Annotated in this window: 17 protein-coding genes; 5 read left to right on the top strand and 12 right to left on the bottom strand. The window is 59.5% G+C overall.

Annotated features, from left to right (window positions below; genetic code table 11):
* Positions 1 to 104: 104 nt before the first annotated feature.
* The 3 genes from BZK31_RS11270 to BZK31_RS11260 all read right to left on the bottom strand — a co-directional run bounded on the left by BZK31_RS11270 (position 105) and on the right by BZK31_RS11260 (position 3,723).
* Positions 105 to 2,198, bottom strand: a complete 2,094-nt coding sequence (locus BZK31_RS11270) for an LTA synthase family protein (protein ID WP_083182732.1) — start codon at positions 2,196 to 2,198, stop codon at positions 105 to 107.
* Between the two features lie 274 nt (positions 2,199 to 2,472).
* The gene (gene speE / locus BZK31_RS11265; RefSeq protein WP_083182731.1) at positions 2,473 to 3,333 is read right to left on the bottom strand and encodes a polyamine aminopropyltransferase; all 861 of its coding nucleotides are present in this window, start codon (positions 3,331 to 3,333) and stop codon (positions 2,473 to 2,475) included.
* Positions 3,334 to 3,531: 198 nt separating this feature from the next.
* Positions 3,532 to 3,723 carry a PLDc N-terminal domain-containing protein gene (locus BZK31_RS11260; protein WP_083182730.1) on the bottom strand — a complete coding sequence of 64 codons (192 nt, stop codon included), beginning with the start codon at positions 3,721 to 3,723 and terminating at the stop codon, positions 3,532 to 3,534.
* A 163-nt stretch (positions 3,724 to 3,886) separates the two neighbouring features.
* Here BZK31_RS11260 and BZK31_RS11255 point away from each other — a divergent pair, with 163 nt between their 5' ends.
* Positions 3,887 to 4,813: a ZIP family metal transporter gene (locus tag BZK31_RS11255; RefSeq protein ID WP_083182729.1), complete on the top strand. Its 927-nt coding sequence runs from the start codon at positions 3,887 to 3,889 to the stop codon at positions 4,811 to 4,813.
* Here BZK31_RS11255 and BZK31_RS11250 read toward each other — a convergent pair.
* Both BZK31_RS11250 and BZK31_RS11245 read right to left on the bottom strand, forming a co-directional pair.
* Positions 4,810 to 5,328: a hypothetical protein gene (locus BZK31_RS11250; RefSeq protein WP_083182728.1), complete on the bottom strand. Its 519-nt coding sequence runs from the start codon at positions 5,326 to 5,328 to the stop codon at positions 4,810 to 4,812. The two genes, BZK31_RS11255 and BZK31_RS11250, sit on opposite strands and share 4 nt — an antisense overlap.
* Before the next feature lie 106 nt (positions 5,329 to 5,434).
* Entirely contained in the window at positions 5,435 to 5,974 is a 540-nt protein-coding gene (locus tag BZK31_RS11245; protein WP_083182727.1) for an ankyrin repeat domain-containing protein, read from the bottom strand.
* Positions 5,975 to 6,320: 346 nt separating this feature from the next.
* Between BZK31_RS11245 and BZK31_RS11240 the strand changes: the two genes are divergently transcribed.
* The gene (locus BZK31_RS11240) at positions 6,321 to 6,599 is read left to right on the top strand and encodes a DUF3509 domain-containing protein (protein ID WP_024688140.1); all 279 of its coding nucleotides are present in this window, start codon (positions 6,321 to 6,323) and stop codon (positions 6,597 to 6,599) included.
* A gap of 98 nt (positions 6,600 to 6,697) precedes the next feature.
* Here BZK31_RS11240 and BZK31_RS11235 read toward each other — a convergent pair whose 3' ends face one another.
* From BZK31_RS11235 to aroC, 6 genes are all read right to left on the bottom strand, one after another.
* Positions 6,698 to 7,420 carry a helix-turn-helix transcriptional regulator gene (locus BZK31_RS11235; RefSeq protein ID WP_083182726.1) on the bottom strand — a complete coding sequence of 241 codons (723 nt, stop codon included), beginning with the start codon at positions 7,418 to 7,420 and terminating at the stop codon, positions 6,698 to 6,700.
* A 211-nt stretch (positions 7,421 to 7,631) separates the two neighbouring features.
* The gene (mtnC, locus tag BZK31_RS11230) at positions 7,632 to 8,315 is read right to left on the bottom strand and encodes an acireductone synthase (protein WP_083182725.1); all 684 of its coding nucleotides are present in this window, start codon (positions 8,313 to 8,315) and stop codon (positions 7,632 to 7,634) included.
* 65 nt (positions 8,316 to 8,380) lie between these two features.
* Complete coding sequence (locus BZK31_RS11225; RefSeq protein WP_083182724.1) at positions 8,381 to 8,926, bottom strand: 1,2-dihydroxy-3-keto-5-methylthiopentene dioxygenase; 546 nt, start codon at positions 8,924 to 8,926, stop codon at positions 8,381 to 8,383.
* An 87-nt stretch (positions 8,927 to 9,013) separates the two neighbouring features.
* Positions 9,014 to 9,628 (bottom strand): methylthioribulose 1-phosphate dehydratase, encoded by a 615-nt coding sequence (locus tag BZK31_RS11220; protein WP_083182723.1) that lies wholly within the window; start codon positions 9,626 to 9,628, stop codon positions 9,014 to 9,016.
* Positions 9,625 to 10,788, bottom strand: a complete 1,164-nt coding sequence (locus BZK31_RS11215; RefSeq protein ID WP_083182722.1) for an MFS transporter — start codon at positions 10,786 to 10,788, stop codon at positions 9,625 to 9,627. Before BZK31_RS11215 ends, BZK31_RS11220 begins: the two co-directional genes overlap by 4 nt.
* A gap of 30 nt (positions 10,789 to 10,818) precedes the next feature.
* Positions 10,819 to 11,910 (bottom strand): chorismate synthase, encoded by a 1,092-nt coding sequence (aroC, locus tag BZK31_RS11210; RefSeq protein ID WP_083182721.1) that lies wholly within the window; start codon positions 11,908 to 11,910, stop codon positions 10,819 to 10,821.
* A gap of 164 nt (positions 11,911 to 12,074) precedes the next feature.
* Here aroC and BZK31_RS11205 point away from each other — a divergent pair, with 164 nt between their 5' ends.
* Together BZK31_RS11205 and BZK31_RS11200 are read left to right on the top strand one after the other, a co-directional pair.
* Entirely contained in the window at positions 12,075 to 13,061 is a 987-nt protein-coding gene (locus BZK31_RS11205; protein WP_415639548.1) for an alpha/beta hydrolase, read from the top strand.
* 112 nt (positions 13,062 to 13,173) lie between these two features.
* Positions 13,174 to 13,974 (top strand): hypothetical protein, encoded by an 801-nt coding sequence (locus BZK31_RS11200; protein ID WP_083182719.1) that lies wholly within the window; start codon positions 13,174 to 13,176, stop codon positions 13,972 to 13,974.
* 47 nt (positions 13,975 to 14,021) lie between these two features.
* Here BZK31_RS11200 and prmB read toward each other — a convergent pair whose 3' ends face one another.
* Positions 14,022 to 14,930: a 50S ribosomal protein L3 N(5)-glutamine methyltransferase gene (prmB, locus tag BZK31_RS11195; RefSeq protein ID WP_083182718.1), complete on the bottom strand. Its 909-nt coding sequence runs from the start codon at positions 14,928 to 14,930 to the stop codon at positions 14,022 to 14,024.
* Between the two features lie 258 nt (positions 14,931 to 15,188).
* Here prmB and BZK31_RS11190 point away from each other — a divergent pair, with 258 nt between their 5' ends.
* The gene (locus BZK31_RS11190; protein ID WP_083182717.1) at positions 15,189 to 15,779 is read left to right on the top strand and encodes a cysteine hydrolase family protein; all 591 of its coding nucleotides are present in this window, start codon (positions 15,189 to 15,191) and stop codon (positions 15,777 to 15,779) included.
* Positions 15,780 to 16,052: the final 273 nt, after the last annotated feature.

The raw sequence follows: 16,052 nt of genomic DNA, 5'->3' as shown, positions 1-16,052 counted from the left end.
CGGATAAGAAAAAGGCCCTCGCACTAAATGCCGAGGGCCTTGGTGTTGACTGAAACGATCAACTCAACGCATCACCCGGCAGTGGCCGGACGACGCGACTGGCTTCAGTTTCTGTTCTTGCTCGCTTCCACGCCCGCCGTGTTATCCAGCAGGCTCTTGGTCGCGGTCTGCAGGAAGCTTTCCAGTTTGCGCTTGAGCTCATCGGTGTCCGGCGCGTCCGGCACTTCTTCGGCGTGCGGCTTGGCGCCCAGCGTGTAGGTCAGCAGCTTGGCAGGCATTTCGGTCGGCTCGATCAGAATGCGGTTGCCGCTGATGATGGCCACCACTTGCTCGCTGCCCGACGGCTTGATCACGCCAAAGCCCTTGTCACCTTCCGACAGGTTCAGCAGGTCACGTCCCCAGCACTGGTTACGCGTCTCGCCGCCAAGACGACCCATGATGGTCGGCACCACGTCGACCTGAGTGCCGACGATGCTGCTGCGCTGGCCGAACTTCTCCTGCACGCCCGGACCGATCAGCAACAGCGGGACGTTGAAGCGGCCCAGGTCCATTTCGGTCAGTTGCTTGTTGTTGCCAAAACCGTGGTCACCCAGCACCACGAACAGGGTGTTCTTGAAGTAAGGCTCTTTCTTGGCCTTCTCGAAGAACTGGCCCAGTGCCCAGTCGGAATAACGCATGGCGGTCAAATGCTCATCCAGCGAGCCGTGACCGGTTACGCGCTCCACGGGCAGGTTTTCCGGCAGGGCATAGGGCGTGTGGTTGGACAGCGTCTGCAGCAGTGCATAGAACGGCTTGCCGTCCTGACGTGCCTTGAGCTCCTGAGCGCCACGGTCGAACATGTCCTGGTCGGAAACGCCCCAGGTCGGATCGGAGAACACCGGGTTGACGAAGTCTTCACGACCCACGAAGTTGGTCATGCCCTGGTTGCTGAAGAAGCCCGACTGGTTGTCCCAGGCAAAGTTGCCGTTGTAGACATAGACGTCGTCGTAGTTGCGGCCCGTGCTTAGCAGCTGCGGCAGACCCGACAGCTTGTGACTGCCTTCCGGGGTCTGCATCAGGTATTCGAAACCCGGCAGGTTCGGGAAGCAGGCCATGGTGGCGAACATGCCCTGGTGGGTATGAGTGCCGTTGGAGAAGAAATGATCGAACAGCAGGCCTTCCTTTGACAGTCGGTCAAAGTTCGGCGTGATGTTGGCATCGCTGCCCAGCGCACCAACCGAATGACCGGCGAAGCTTTCCATCAGAATCACGACGACGTTGCGGATCGGCAAGGTGTTTTCCGCAGGCGGCGTGAAGTCGCGGCGGACCGCGGCGATGTCCGGTTCGACCAGCTTGTCGTGCGACGTCAGCAACATTTCGCGCACGGTTTGTTGTGCATCGGCCTGCGGCAGCGTGGCTTTCCAGATGTTGTCGCGATCCTCGGACATGCGGCTTTTCGCGGCAGTGATCAACGTCAGCGTGCCATTGAGGCCCAACTGGTTGGCGAAATTGGATTCAGTGGTATATGCATCACCCCAACGCAGCGGAGGTCCTTGACGCAAGGTGCCACGAGCACAGATGACGGCAACGATCAGCACCAGGAAGAACACGCCGATACGCATGTACCAAGGCGCGATGGTGCGCGTGCCGACCGTACCGGCAGGACCGTTCTGACGCGGACGTGTCGCGCGGTCGATGCCTTTGAATACCAGACTCAGCAGCCAGGTCACGACGGCCCACGCCAGCAGGTAACGCACCACGGGAAAGCCGTACCACAGCATGCTCAGCACGGTCTTCGGGTCTTCCTTGACGTACTGGAACACCAGCCCGTTCAGGCGTTGATGGAATTCGCGGTAGAAGTCCATCTCCATCAGGCCGAAGAACAGCGTGATGCTGCCGACCAGGGTCAGCCAGAAACGGAAAAAGCCACGCGCTGCCATGGCCCGCGCACTGAACAGCGACAGCATCAGCGGAATAAGCAGATAGACCGTCAGCCGCAGGTCGAAACGCATGCCATTGAACAGCGCCTCGATGAAAGTCGAAGCGGGCGTGTCGCCGATCATCTCGCGGTTATAGACCAGCAGACCGATACGCAACAGCGTGTACATCACCATCAGGGCCAGGCCGCTGAGCAGTGTGTAAGCCAGATGTGATTTGACGGTCGGGTTGTGCAGGCGGGACAAAGCTTGCCGATGAATCTGGGCGTCCGTTTTGGCCATGGTTGTCAGGATCCGGTGGATTCAGGGTTGGGTTCAGGCATGCGACACCGGCGTTCGATCGAATCAACGGCGGCTGCAAGGGGGGCAGATACTACTTGATCGCCAGGCGTTTGGCGCTCACTCAGCGTGTCATGGGTACCTGCGGGCGCAACATCGCGCGCAATTCTGGGTCACGCGGTGTGAAAATTTTGTCGCGCCCGGTCAGGCAGACCGCGCTGGCGCGACGTTTCAGGCGCCCCGGCCTGAAACGTCGAGCGAACGGCGTCCTGCGGTGTCAGTCGTTGCTCGGTTTGCTGATCGCACCGAGCACGTACTGCGGCAAGGCGAACGCCCCGATATGAACGTCCGGGTTGTAATAACGGGTCACGATGCCGCTGCCCGCGAAGCGCTGTCGCAGGGTTTCCAGCGGCAGCTTGCGGTAAGCCTTGTCGGTGGCGCCCCAGGCGAAGGTCATGGCGCCGCCGATGTAGGTCGGCACCGCCGCCTGATAGAAATGCCAGTCGGCGAACAGGCCGTTCATGCGTCCGGCGGTAGTCTGGACGCCACTGAGTTGCATGAAAGGCGTGCCGTTCTGAGTGACCAGAATGCCGCCTTTGTTCAGGCAGCGATGGCAAGCCTGATAGAAGTTCTCCGAGAACAGCACCTCGCCCGGACCGATCGGGTCGGTGGAGTCGGAGATGATCACGTCGAACTTTTCTTCGGTGGTCGCCACGAAACGCATTCCATCGTCGATCACCAGATTCAGGCGGGAATCCTCGAACGCGCCGTTGGAGTGAGTGGGTAGGAACTCCTTGCACATCTCGACCACCGTCGCGTCGATTTCGACCATGGTGATGTGTTCGACGGTCGAGTGCTTGGCCACTTCACGCAGCATGCCGCCGTCACCGCCACCGATGATCAGCACGCGCCTGGCAGCGCCGTGAGCGAGGATCGGCACATGAGTCAGCATCTCGTGGTAGATGAATTCGTCGGCCTCGGTGGTCTGGATCACGCCGTCGAGCGCCATCACGCGACCCATGCGCGGGTTCTGGAAGATCACCAGATGCTGATGCTCGGTGCGTACTTCGTGAAGCATTTTTTCCATACGAAAGCGCTGGCCGTAGCCTTCGTATAACGTTTCCTGATAATCACTCATGAGTAAGCTCCCGCTAAAGACAGATGACAGGACGGCCGGCCGCCCGCAACAAAGGCGCGCATTCTACGTCGCGGAACATGACAGGTCGAACCTCTCTACGAACGGCCAGGTGTGCACCGGCCGCAAGTCCCCTGCCCTGAAAGCAAAAAACGCCTGATTACCAACGTAATCAGGCGCCGTTCGCACACTTTAGTAACGTCAGATGCGCACGTTGCCGCGCGGACCTGCAATCGCCCAGATGATCAAACCTAGAACAGGCAGCAGCGCAATCAACAACACCCAGAGGATTTTCTTGCCAGTCTCGGCTCCGCTTTTCAGCACATTGATGATGGCCCAGATATCGAGCGCCAGGATGATCAGACCGACCAGACCGTTGAACGTAGAACCCATGGTGTTGCCCCTGATTGAATACCGATACTTCTAGGATGGTTGCGCCGTTCAGGGGTTCCGTTGAACCAACCGCCTATTTTCAGGCTCCGAAACTGAGAGATCCGCTTCGACATGTCATGTGGACGTTTTGGCTACAGGCTCATCAGAAAAGGTACAGCCCTTCATGCAACCTTCCGCACACCCGCGAACACTCCGGGCGACATGGTTCGCTCAGCTTCAAAGCAGCCCGCTGGTCAGCCTGGGATTCGTTTTTGCCGCCCTGATCGTTGTGGTGCTTGGGGCGGTCAGTCTGTACAACGCATTCTTCGGCACCAGCCAGGTCAACTTCAACTACGCCTTGCTGGGCGGGACTGCAGGCTTCGCGGCCACCGCATTGGGCGCTGTCATGGCGGTCGCGTTCCGCAACGTCGCCCAACGTACCCAGGACATCATGCTTGGCTTTGCGGCGGGCATGATGCTGGCAGCCAGTTCGTTCTCGCTGATTCTGCCGGGGCTTGAGGCTGCACGGGAGATCACCGGCACCGGACCGTTCGCGGCGGCGACCGTCGTCACCGGGCTGGCGCTGGGTGTGCTGTTGATGCTCGGGCTGGACCGATTCACGCCGCATGAACATGAAAGCGTCGGACGTCAGGGGCCCCATTCGGAGCGCATCAACCGGGTCTGGCTGTTCGTGCTGGCCATCACCCTGCACAACCTGCCCGAAGGCATGGCCATCGGCGTGAGTTTCGCAGGCGGAGATATGAATGTCGGCCTGCCACTGACCACCGCGATCGCGATTCAGGACATCCCCGAAGGCCTTGCGATTGCACTGGCGTTACGCGCCACCGGCCTTTCGGCGTTCAGGGCCATGCTGGTCGCCATCGGCTCAGGCCTGATGGAACCCTTGGGATCGCTGATCGGCCTGGGCATTTCCAGCGGCTTCGCCATTGCCTACCCGCTGAGCATGGGCCTGGCGGCGGGCGCGATGATTTTCGTGGTGTCTCACGAAGTCATACCGGAAACCCACCGCAACGGTCACCAGACCTCTGCAACGCTGGGCCTGATGGGTGGATTCGCAGTGATGATGTTTCTGGACACCGCGCTGGGCTAACTGCGCAGCGCCTGCAACGAAGGGGCCGCGTGAATGCCCGCAGCGGTTGCCAGTTCCAGTACACGTGCCTGATCAACGCCGTATACCAGCACGGCTTGCAGCTCATCGTCCAGCGGCTGACTGAAGTCCATCAGCGTGTAACCGCCCATTTCCTTGTTCATGCTGCTCAACTGGATCTGGATCCGGTTGAGCGCTACCAGCGGCTCGACTTTGGTCAGCTGTTTAGGCTTGATGTTAAAGACCACATCTTTGCCGAATGACTGGACGATCTGCTCGAACAGGTCGGCATAGGTGTCGGCTTGAAACAGTACGGTTTCCGGCAGGCTGCCGACTACGACCCATTCACCCAGTGGAATCGGGAACGTGTCGTCGTAGTTGATATCCGGATTGGCGGCCAGGAAAGCCTGCGGATCGGCGTAGGCCTGGGCCGCTTCGTCGGCCACGCGCACGATCTCGTCATCGCCCATGCACCCCGAACTGATTTTGCTGATTAATTCGACGAGGGCATCTTTCATGGGGGAAATCCTGATAGCGGGCAAAAAAAGAGGCGCGAAGGATAACGGGAAATCCTTCGCACCTCTATGTCCCTGTAAGCCTTGGTCAGGCCAATGAGGAGCCTGATCAGACGGGCTGCACGCCCAGCTTGATCAGTTGTTCCGCAGTACCGGTTGCACCCATTGTCTGTGCAGCCGTCAACGCGTTCACACCTTTGGCGTCGCGTACATGCGGATCGGCACCCTTGCCGATCAGGTAATCGACTATTTCCACGCGGTTGAACATTGCCGCCATCATCAACGCGGTCCGTCCGTCGGCCGAAGCACCCTCGACTTCCGCCCCGCTTTCAACGAGCATTTTCACCACCGTCAGATCGCCTTTGAACGCTGCGCCGGCTATCGGGCTCTGGCCATTGTCGTTGCGAATTTCGGGGTTGGCTTTGTAATCAAGCAGGACCCGGACAGCATCCTGGTGCCCGTGGTAACTGGCCAGCATCAGCAGGGTATCGCCCTTGTGGTTGCGCAGGTCGGCAGGCAAGCCCTTCTTCAGCAGACGCTCAAGCATGACGGCATCGCCCTGGCGCGCAACGTTGAACACCTGTTCCGCGAACTCTGCGGTCTCTTCATCAGTCATGACTTTAGGTTGACTGGTCGTTGAATCGGTCATCAATCACTCCTTGGCGCACGGTCATCCGGGAATCCGATGTACCCGGCAGCGGTAAACACACTGACCGCAAGTCTCGCCAGCTGTTCGATCCGGCTATTGGATCGGGTTTGACTATGTACCCTATAGGCAAAAATGCGCACCTGATCTCTGTTCAAGTCATTTGGTTCCCTATAAACGGCAAAATGCAGGATGCCCGACAGGCATTCATGCAAAATGCACGAGACCTCAAAAATAACAGATCTATAACCTATTGATTTTAAAGGAAAAAAATTAACGCAAATTGTGGCACAGACACTGCACTAGTCTTTCCAAGCTTGTTATCCCATGAGCAATGGAGCCGCTAGACATGACCTTTATTCAAGAAAAATTCGCATCTGTATTTTCCGACTACACCGTGACCACTCAGCCGCGCCCGGATGGCGGCGTGCTGTTGTCGCTGCGCAACGATGAAGGCAAACAGATCCGCCGCTCCGTTTCTTATGCGCAATTGCACACCCCGGTTCAGCTGGAATGGGTCATCAGCGCAATTCGTCGCGACCTGGCTGCACAAGCCAGTGAACTGCCAGCAATTTCGATGCTGCAAAGCCAGCATCGTTTCGATCTGCCGACTTATCACACGCGTTAATGTTTTACGTCACTCATGCCTGAGTGACGCCGCTGTACGCTCTCTCATCCCTTGTTCGCCGCGATTACACTTTTGTTCTCGCGGCTTTTTTTTGCCTTTCAGACGATGAAGCCGCGGCATAGCGCTTCGCCCACCGCCTGCGCACGGTTGGCCACTCCGAGTTTGGAGTAGATGGTCTTGAAGTGGTACTTCACCGTAGCTTCGGACACCTCCCGAATCATCGAAATTTCCCACGCTGTCTTCCCGTCCCTCGCCCACTGCAAGGTTTCCAGCTCCTTCTGCGTCAGCCCACGAGAGCTGAACTGGATACCACGACCAACCTGATGCAACACCGGCACCAGGCTGGTCACCAGGTATTTGTCATTTGGGGTGGTATTGGACTCCATTGCAGCAAGGGTAAGAACAGAAGTCACGCCGCTGACGCCCCGGCAAGGGCTGGTGTATCCGTATGAAAGTGCGGGCGTGAGTTCGCAGGTCTCCAGCAGTTCGTCGTACCAGGGCGGTGGAAGGTGATGCCTGACTGCATCGCGCCAGTCCAGAAAGCCAAGATGATTGCAGTAAAACCGCAGCACAGGATCGTGAACGATCATGTGCTGCCGACGAAACGCCTCTCCCCACCGCTCGTCGACATTCGAGGTCACGAACGTCAGCAGTTGCGAGTCCTTGAACTGGTAGAACATCGCCCGTTCACAACCGCATTCACGCCTCAACCATCGCAGTGCATTTTCGATAGCCATCCGACCATCGGTTTCGGTGATCGTGCTGACCATCTGTTCTATCAATAAACCCATCGTTGCATTGTCTGTCATGGCACTGCACATCGCGGCCGCTCCCTCTCTCCCTCCATCACCGGCACCGTGGGTGCCTGGTCGACGAAGGGTCCGAAAACGCGAACTTACACGATTGAAAACGTTTAAAAACAACCCCTTGAACAAACAGGATTAACGCACTCACAGACAGGCAGCGTCCGACTCCAGAGCAGGACGCTGCTGACAGAAAATCACCTGGTGCAGCGTCCGGGAACGCTGAATACTAGAAAACCGTCGGGTCGATAACCGCGAAGCTGGCGACATTCTCATGGCCTGACAGCACGCCCTCGGCGCGCACCAGACCGCAGGTGGCCATGCCCGCTGCCTGCGCGGCGTCCAGTTCTTCGACTATGTCAGACAGAAACAGAATCTCGCCCGGCTCGCACCCGATGGCTGCGGTAATGGTGCGGTACGACTGTGCTTCGCGCTTGGGCCCGGAGGTGGTATCGAAAAAGCCACTGAACAGCCCGGACAGATCGCCCGCTTCGGAACAGCCGAAGATCAGTTGCTGGGCCTGGATCGAGCCGGAGGAATACACGTAAAGCCTGTAGCCCTCTGCATGCCAGCGCTTCAGTGCCTCGACCGCATCCGGATAAACATGGCCTTTAAGCTGGCCAGCGTTGTAACCCTGCTCCCAGACCATGCCTTGCAGCGCCTTGAGCGGCGTGGCCTTGCGGTCCTCGGCGATCCACTGCAGGAGAATCTCGATGACACGCTCCACGTCGGCCTCAGGCTCACCGCTTTCGGCGCGCACGGCCTGTAGTTGTTGCGCCACCGCCGGCGTGTCGGCGTTTTGCCGAATGAAGTCCGGCAAATGTTTTTTGGCGAACGGGAACAGCACATCGAAAACGAAGCTCACCGCACTGGTCGTGCCTTCGATATCCGTGAGGATGGCTTTTATGGGCATCAGGGTCTGGCTCCTTTCAAACGGCGTCTATGCAACCGTGGATGACGCTGAGTCATCCACGGTCATTAGTCTTCAAGTCTTGGAAAGCGGCCCGCAATGTCTTCACCGGTAAAGTTCGCGACCCAGCCTTCAGGGTTGTTGAACAGACGGATGGCAACGAAGTGCGGGTTTTCGCCCATGTCGAACCAGTGTTTCGTGCCGGCAGGCACCGAAATCAGGTCATTCTTTTCGCACAGTACGGCGTAGACGTAATCGTCGATGTGCAGGGTGAACAGGCCCCTGCCCGCCACGAAGAACCGCACTTCGTCTTCACCATGGCGATGCTCTTCAAGAAACTTCGCACGCAGCTCGGCCTTCTGCGGATGGTTGCTGTCGAGGCTGATGACGTCCACGGTGACGTAACCATGCTCGGTCATCAACGCATCGATCTGGGCACGGTAGGCGTGAATCACCTCTTCCTGCGAAGCACCCGGCGTGATCGGCGTGGCGGCTTCCCAGCGAGCGAACGAAACGCCCTGCTCGGCCAGGGTGGAGGCAATGTCTTCAAGATGGGTCAACACCTTGTTGGGTACGTCAGGGCTTGAAACGTGATAAACGGACAGGCTGCTCATGGCATGAATTCCTCGGCTTTTGGCTTGGCAAAGCCTTCCGGCTTTTACAGGCCGGTCAGGCACACACGTTTGTTTAACGCGTGACGGTCAACGGTTCAACACCGCACGCATCTTCAGTTCGCACTCGAACAGAAATTCGAACGCCTCGATCTGCCGCAGCGCATCGCTCATGCGCGCACCCCACGTGTAGAGACCGTGACCGCGAATCAGATAACCGGCACAGTCCGGATGCGCATCGAGCCACGGCTGAACTCTGGCCGCCAGGCGGGCAATGTCCTGATCGTTGTCAAAGATCGGCACGACCACTCTTGATTCATGGGTCACCACGCCCTGAAAGGCTTTCTGCAGTTCATAGTCCTCGAACACCAGATGATCGGCCTCGGTCAGCCTGGACAGCACGGTGGCATTCACCGAATGCGTATGCAGCACGGCGCCGACCTGTGGTTTGCAGCTGTACAACTGGGTGTGGAGCAGCGTTTCCGCCGAAGGCTTCTTGCCTGGTTCCAGACTGTTGCCCTGAAGGTCGGTGGCCAGTACATCGTCAATGCCCAGTTGCCCTTTGTGCTTGCCGGACACTGTCAGCAGCGCTTCGCTGGCCGACAACCGGACCGAATAGTTGCTGCTGGTAGCAGGCGACCAGCCGCGGCCGTACAGAAACCGACCGGCTTCAATGATTTCCTGCGCCAAGTGTTCGCGGGTCATACACCTTCCTCTTTCCTGGGTGTGACAATCATGACGGCTGCGGCCAGCGCCGCAAGGCTGGCGATGGCAAAAGTCCAGAATGGACCCAGCGCATTCCAGCTGTAACCGGAGTACAAAGCGCCCAGCGCCCCGCCCACGCCGGACAGTGCCGCATACAGCGCCTGCCCCTGACCTTGCTGGCGGGGACCGAAGCTACGTTGCACGAAATGAATGGCAGCGGCGTGAAAGCTGCCGAACGTCGCGGCGTGCATGGCCTGCGCGGCCAATAATACAAACAGGTGTCCGGCAAACGCGCCCAACAGCAGCCAGCGCAGCGCCGCCAACAGAAAACTGGCCAGCAGCACCTGACGAACCGAGAACCGGACCAGAATCCGGCTCATGACCATGAACATCAAGACCTCGGCCACCACGCCGACCGCCCACAGCAAACCGATCAGGCCGCGACTGTAGCCGAGCGCTTCCAGGTGCAGGGTCAGGAACGTGTAGTAAGGCCCATGACTGAGCAACATCAGCGCCACACTGACATAGAACGTCAGCACACCGGGCCGCAACAGTTGCTTGAGAAAACCACCTTCGTCAGCCGGTCGACTCGACACCTGCGGCTGTGCATTCGGCACCCACCAACTGCTTGCCGCGATGCCAGCCATTATCACCAGCAGGACGTGAGGAAACAGGTCCAGGCTGAACCACTCGAACACCCGCCCGAGCACGACCACCGCGAGAATGAAACCGATGGAGCCCCACAAGCGGATCTGGCTGTAGCGCGCGGTCTGCCCTTGCAGGTGCGCCAGGGTAATGACTTCGAACTGCGGCAGGATTGCGTGCCAGAAGAACGCATACAAGGCCATCACCATCGCCAGCCAGGCATAGCTGTGGTCGAACAGAATCAGTGAAAATGCCAGTAATGTGCATAGCGCGCCGAAACGTACGATGATCAGACGCTGTCCGGTGTAGTCGCCCAGCCAGCCCCAGATGTTGGGAGCCACGCAACGCATCAGCATCGGAATGGCGATCAGTTCGCCGATCCGGGCACTGTTGAAACCCAGATGATGCAGGTAAAGCGCCATGAACGGCGCCGCCGAGCCGAGCAAGGCGAAGTAACACAGATAGAACCCGGACAGCCGCCAGTAAGGAAGCTGCCCGCCAGCGTGTGGCGCCACGCTAGCGGTCCGCGACAGTGGCAGCACCCATTACAACTGAGCCAGGACGGGCGTGCCGACGCTGACATCGGCGTTCTGTCCGCGATGACGCAGCAGATGGTCCAGCAGCACGATCGCCATCATGGCTTCGGCAATGGGTGTAGCGCGGATCCCGACACAGGGGTCGTGACGCCCTTTGGTGACCACCTGCGCCGCGTTGCCCTCGACATCGATCGAGCGACCCGGCGTGGTAATGCTGGAAGTGGGCTTGAGCGCCAGATGAGCAATGATCGGCTGACCGGAAGAAATCCCGCCGAGAATGCCGCCCGCCTGATTGGACAGGAAGCCTTCCGGGGTCATTTCGTCACGGTGCTCGGTGCCACGCTGGGCAACGCAATCGAAACCAGCGCCGATTTCCACACCCTTCACGGCATTGATGCTCATCAGCGCGTGGGCCAGTTCGGCATCCAGGCGGTCGAAGATCGGCTCGCCCAGGCCCGGCATCACACCATCGGCGACCACGGTGATTTTCGCACCGACCGAATCCTGATCGCGACGCAACTGGTCCATGTAAGCCTCCAGCTCCGGCACTTTGTCAGGATCGGGGCAGAAGAACGCGTTCTGCTCGACCGAATCCCAGGTCTTGAACGGAATCTGGATCGGACCCAATTGACTCATGTAGCCGCGGATGACGATGCCCTGGCTCGCCAGGTACTTCTTGGCAATGGCTCCCGCCGCCACGCGCATGGCCGTTTCGCGCGCCGAACTGCGGCCACCGCCACGGTAGTCGCGAGTGCCATACTTGTGGTGATAGGTGTAATCGGCATGCGCAGGCCGGAACAGGTCCTTGATGGCCGAGTAATCCTTGGATTTCTGGTCCGTGTTGCGGATCAGCAGACCAATGGAAGCGCCAGTGGTCTTGCCTTCGAAGACACCCGAGAGGATTTCGACCTCGTCGGCCTCCTGACGCTGCGTGGTGTGCCGGCTGGTGCCCGGCTTGCGGCGATCCAGATCGCGCTGCAGGTCCTGCAGGTCCAGCTCGAGCCCTGGCGGGCAGCCGTCGACGATAGCGACCAGCGCCGGGCCGTGGCTTTCGCCGGCAGTGGTGACAGTGAACAGCTTGCCGAAAGTGTTGCCGGACATGCGGGCGCTCCGAAAAATCAGCCAAAAAACCAGATCGTTAAATCAAGCGCGCCAGTATACGCAGGCTCGTCGCTCAGTTCATCCTCGAACCTTCTGTAACGGCGTGCGTCCAAGCGATACCCCGCCCCAATGATGGCCTTGCGATGTTATCTGCTGATCCCCTGATGAAAGCTTCCTGCCTGCTGCGCCTGCTGACCGTGCTGATGACCTTGATACTCACGCTCTGCGCCAGTGTGGCCAGTGCCGCCACGCCCAATGTGGTGCAGCGGCCGATGAGCGTGGACACCGGTAACGGGAAACTCTACGGCACCCTGCTGATGCCGAGGTCCGACAAGCCAGTACCCGTCGTCCTGATCATCGCCGGCTCAGGTCCTACCGATCGCGACGGTAATAACCCCGAAGGCGGACGCAACGACAGCATGAAGCGTCTGGCGGTCGTCCTTGCCACTCACAACATCGCCAGCGTCCGCTATGACAAGCGCGGCGTCGCTGCCAGCAAGGCGGTGACACCGGACGAACGCGACCTGAGCGTGGAGCGTTATGTCGCCGACGTGCAGCTCTGGGTCAGGGCAATCAGGGCCAATCCTCGCCTGGGCAAGCTGATTTTGCTGGGCCATAGCGAAGGCGCGCTGGTAGCGACCCTGGCCGCTGAAAAGGCCGGGGCCGCGGCAGTGATTTCAGTCGCCGGGACCGGACGGCCGGTGGATCAAGTGCTGCGCGAGCAGTTTCAGGAGCGTCTGCCACCCGAACTGCTGCAGCGCAGCAACGAACTGCTCGACGAACTCAAGGGCGGCAAGACCGATGACAAGGTGCCGCAGGCGCTTGAGGTGGTGTTCAGACCCAGCGTGCAGCCTTATCTGATTTCGCTGTTCAGACAGGACCCGGCGGCAGCATTCGGCGCGTTGACAATGCCTGCGCTGATCGTTCAGGGTCGCAACGACATTCAGGTCGGCGTGGGTGACGCGTTGCTGTTGCAAAAGGCCCGGCCTGACGCTGAGCTGGCGCTCATTGACGGCATGAACCATGTGTTGCGCATCGTGCCCGATGACCTGCAACAGCAGATGTTGTCCTATCGCAACCCGACGCAGCCGCTGGCCAAGGAAGTGACCGCCCGCATCCTGCGGTTCATCAACGCGGTGCCTGGGGCCTGACGAGAGATTTGACGCCAGCAAACCGTTCACCCTTCAGTCCGGGCAAAGGCGGCCGATAGCGAAGTGCTGACCTTATGTTTGCTGCATAAGGTCATGGACAGGATCGCCCTCAATGACTGACACCACTATGACCGAAACCGTTGCCGCACCCGAAAACGCAGAAGCTGCCGCACCCGCCCCGCCCCAACCGTGGGAAGACGTGGTGCCGGAAAGTTTTCAGATGCTGCGCCTGTCGCCGTTGCCGACGGACCGCGCCACTGGTGGTCGGCCGTTGCGCTTCGTTCAGTTCGGCCGCGCCGAGCGCCACAGCAAGGAACTGAGCCTGCTGCGCATCAATATTCAGTTGCCCGGCCAGCGCGTACGCAAAGAACAGAACAACCTGGACATCTGGGTGGATCATGAACAACGCAAGGTGCGCTTCGGGCCGGAGTCGGGTCTGCAGATCGAGCCATGGAACCGCGGCATCGGCCGTTTTCTGATTGCGCATGGCGTGCATTGGGCGCAACGCAAATGGTCTTCCTACAAAATCGAAAGCGTGGCGCTGGCCAGTAAGGATGGCCTGAACGAGGACACCCGCCTGCGTCGCGATCACTTTTTGCGTACGCTGGGTTTTGAGGTGGTCTACGCCGATGCGCAACACATGAAAGGCAGCATCAAGGAAGTACACGTCGGCAACCTGCACAGCACGTGGAACAACGACAAGGTGCAGATCATCGAGATTCTCGAAGCGTCGCACATGCTGGAGAAAGCCGAGAAGAACCTGCTGGAACAGGAAGTCACCATCCGCCAGCATGAAGACCGGGTCAGCAAATACAAGCGCGAGGACAGCAGCCTGCGCTTCACGATTGCCTGCCTGGTGACCTTTGCCGTCTTTCAGGCCGGGCTACTGATCTGGATCGCGACCCACCGGTGAGGCTCAGGCAGCATCATCGCAACCGCGGCCTCAACCGATGCGTCCCGTCAGATACGTGACTGAAACAGTGCCTGATGCGCAAGGCACTGCTCGGCGGTGAGCATGAACACACCATGCCCGCCGCGACGGAAATCCAGCCAGGCAAAATCCACCTCCGGGTACAGCGCCTGAACGTGCACCTGGCTATTGCCCACTTCGACGATCAGCAGACCTTTCTCGGTCAGGTGATCCGCCGCCTCGGCCAACATGCGGCGCACCAGGTTCAACCCGTCGCTGCCGCAGGCCAGCGCCAGTTCCGGTTCGTGCTGATACTCATCCGGCATGTCGGCGAAATCCTCGGCATCGACGTACGGCGGGTTGGACACGATCAAGTCGAAACGCTGACCCGGCAGGCCGTCGAAGCCATCGCCCTGCACTGTGTAGACACGGTCTTCCATGCCGTGACGCTCGATATTCTGATTGGCGACTTCCAAGGCATCGTAAGACAGATCGGCCAACGCGACTTCGGCCTCCGGGAACTCGTCGGCACAGGCAATGCCGATGCAGCCCGAGCCGGTGCACAGGTCCAGAATGCGTGTCGGCTCGCTGGCAAGCCAGGGCGCAAAACGCTCTTCGATCAGCTCGGCGATGGGTGAGCGCGGAATCAGCACGCGGTCATCGACGATGAACGACATGCCACAGAACCAGGCCTCGCCCAACAGATAAGGCGTGGGAACGCGCTCGTCAATGCGGCGCTTGATCAGACGCTGCAGTTCGGAAATCTCATCCACTTCAAGGCGACAATCCAGATAGCTGTCGGCGATCTCCCAAGGCAGATGCAGTGCACCAAGCACCAGTTGACGCGCCTCGTCCCAGGCGTTGTCAGTGCCATGACCGAAAAACACATCTTCCTCGTGAAACCGGCTGACGGCCCAGCGAATGTGGTCGCGCACGGTGCGTAAACGGGAAGTGATCATGGACAGACTCCTTGAGAAAACGACGGGCCACTCTGGAACGCCAGGTGCGGAACAAGGCATCTGTCTTGTCGCTGACCGGCGCGGGCAGGCGTGGAAGTTTCGCCCATTCGGGTCCGGTCATCAAGGCAAACCGCCAGCTGTGCGCACCGTCACCTGCCCTGCAGGCCACAAAAACCGTGACTTGCAACGCTGACCATTCCCATAACCCCTCAGCCAGAGGACAATGTCGCAAAAGCCCCATTCAAAGGAGCCCCCCGAATGCCTTCCATCAAGACCATGTTTCAACTCAGCGGCCGTGTTCACGCGCCGGCCAGCCTGAGTAATGCCACGCTGATCATCATCGATGCCCAGAAGGAATACCTCAGTGGCCCGCTGGCCCTGACCGGTATCGACGAGGCGCTGGCCAACATCGGCCAACTGGTCGCCAGAGCCCGCGCCGTCAAATGCCCGATCGTGCATGTGCGCCACCTCGGCACCGTCGGCGGTCTGTTCGACCCTCAGGGCGAACGTGGCCAACTGGTTCCTGAATTGCTGCCACAGGGCGATGAACACCTGGTCGAGAAGCGCCTGCCCAACGCCTTCAATGGCACGGGCCTGCACGAACTGTTACAAAGCCTCGGCCATCTGGACCTGATAATCTGCGGCTTCATGAGCCACTCCAGCATCAGCACCACTGTGCGCGCCACCAAAGATTATGGTTATCGCTGCACACTGGTCGACGATGCCTGCGCCACCCGCGACCTGCCCAGCCCGCAAGGCGTGGTCAGTGCACACGTCGTGCACAGAACGGAAATGGCGATCATGGCGGACAATTTTGCCACGCTCGCCCTGACCAAAGACCTGGTTTGAACATTACTCAAGCCCTGCCTGAAGGACAGGTTGTGTGAACCGGTTCACATAACCGCCCATCCCTTACCCTCCCTCTTTGCGCCCTGAACGGGAACCCAGGCCAGCCTGTCCGGGTCAGAGCGCCGATACTCACTGAGGAAATCGGAATGAAAGTATCCGATGGTTTCGACGCCCGCAGACTGCGCCCCAAAGGTCAGGGTTCATGGCGCAGGCGCATAGGCAGCACGATTGCCGCTCTGCTGGTTGCCTCAGGTTTGCTGCTGATTCTGGCGG

Origin of the sequence: Pseudomonas floridensis (assembly GCF_002087235.1) — a bacterium.
GTDB classification, from domain to species: domain Bacteria; phylum Pseudomonadota; class Gammaproteobacteria; order Pseudomonadales; family Pseudomonadaceae; genus Aquipseudomonas; species Aquipseudomonas floridensis.
Note: the sequence above shows the minus strand (reverse complement) of the source record. Positions and strands in the feature narration are given on the sequence as shown.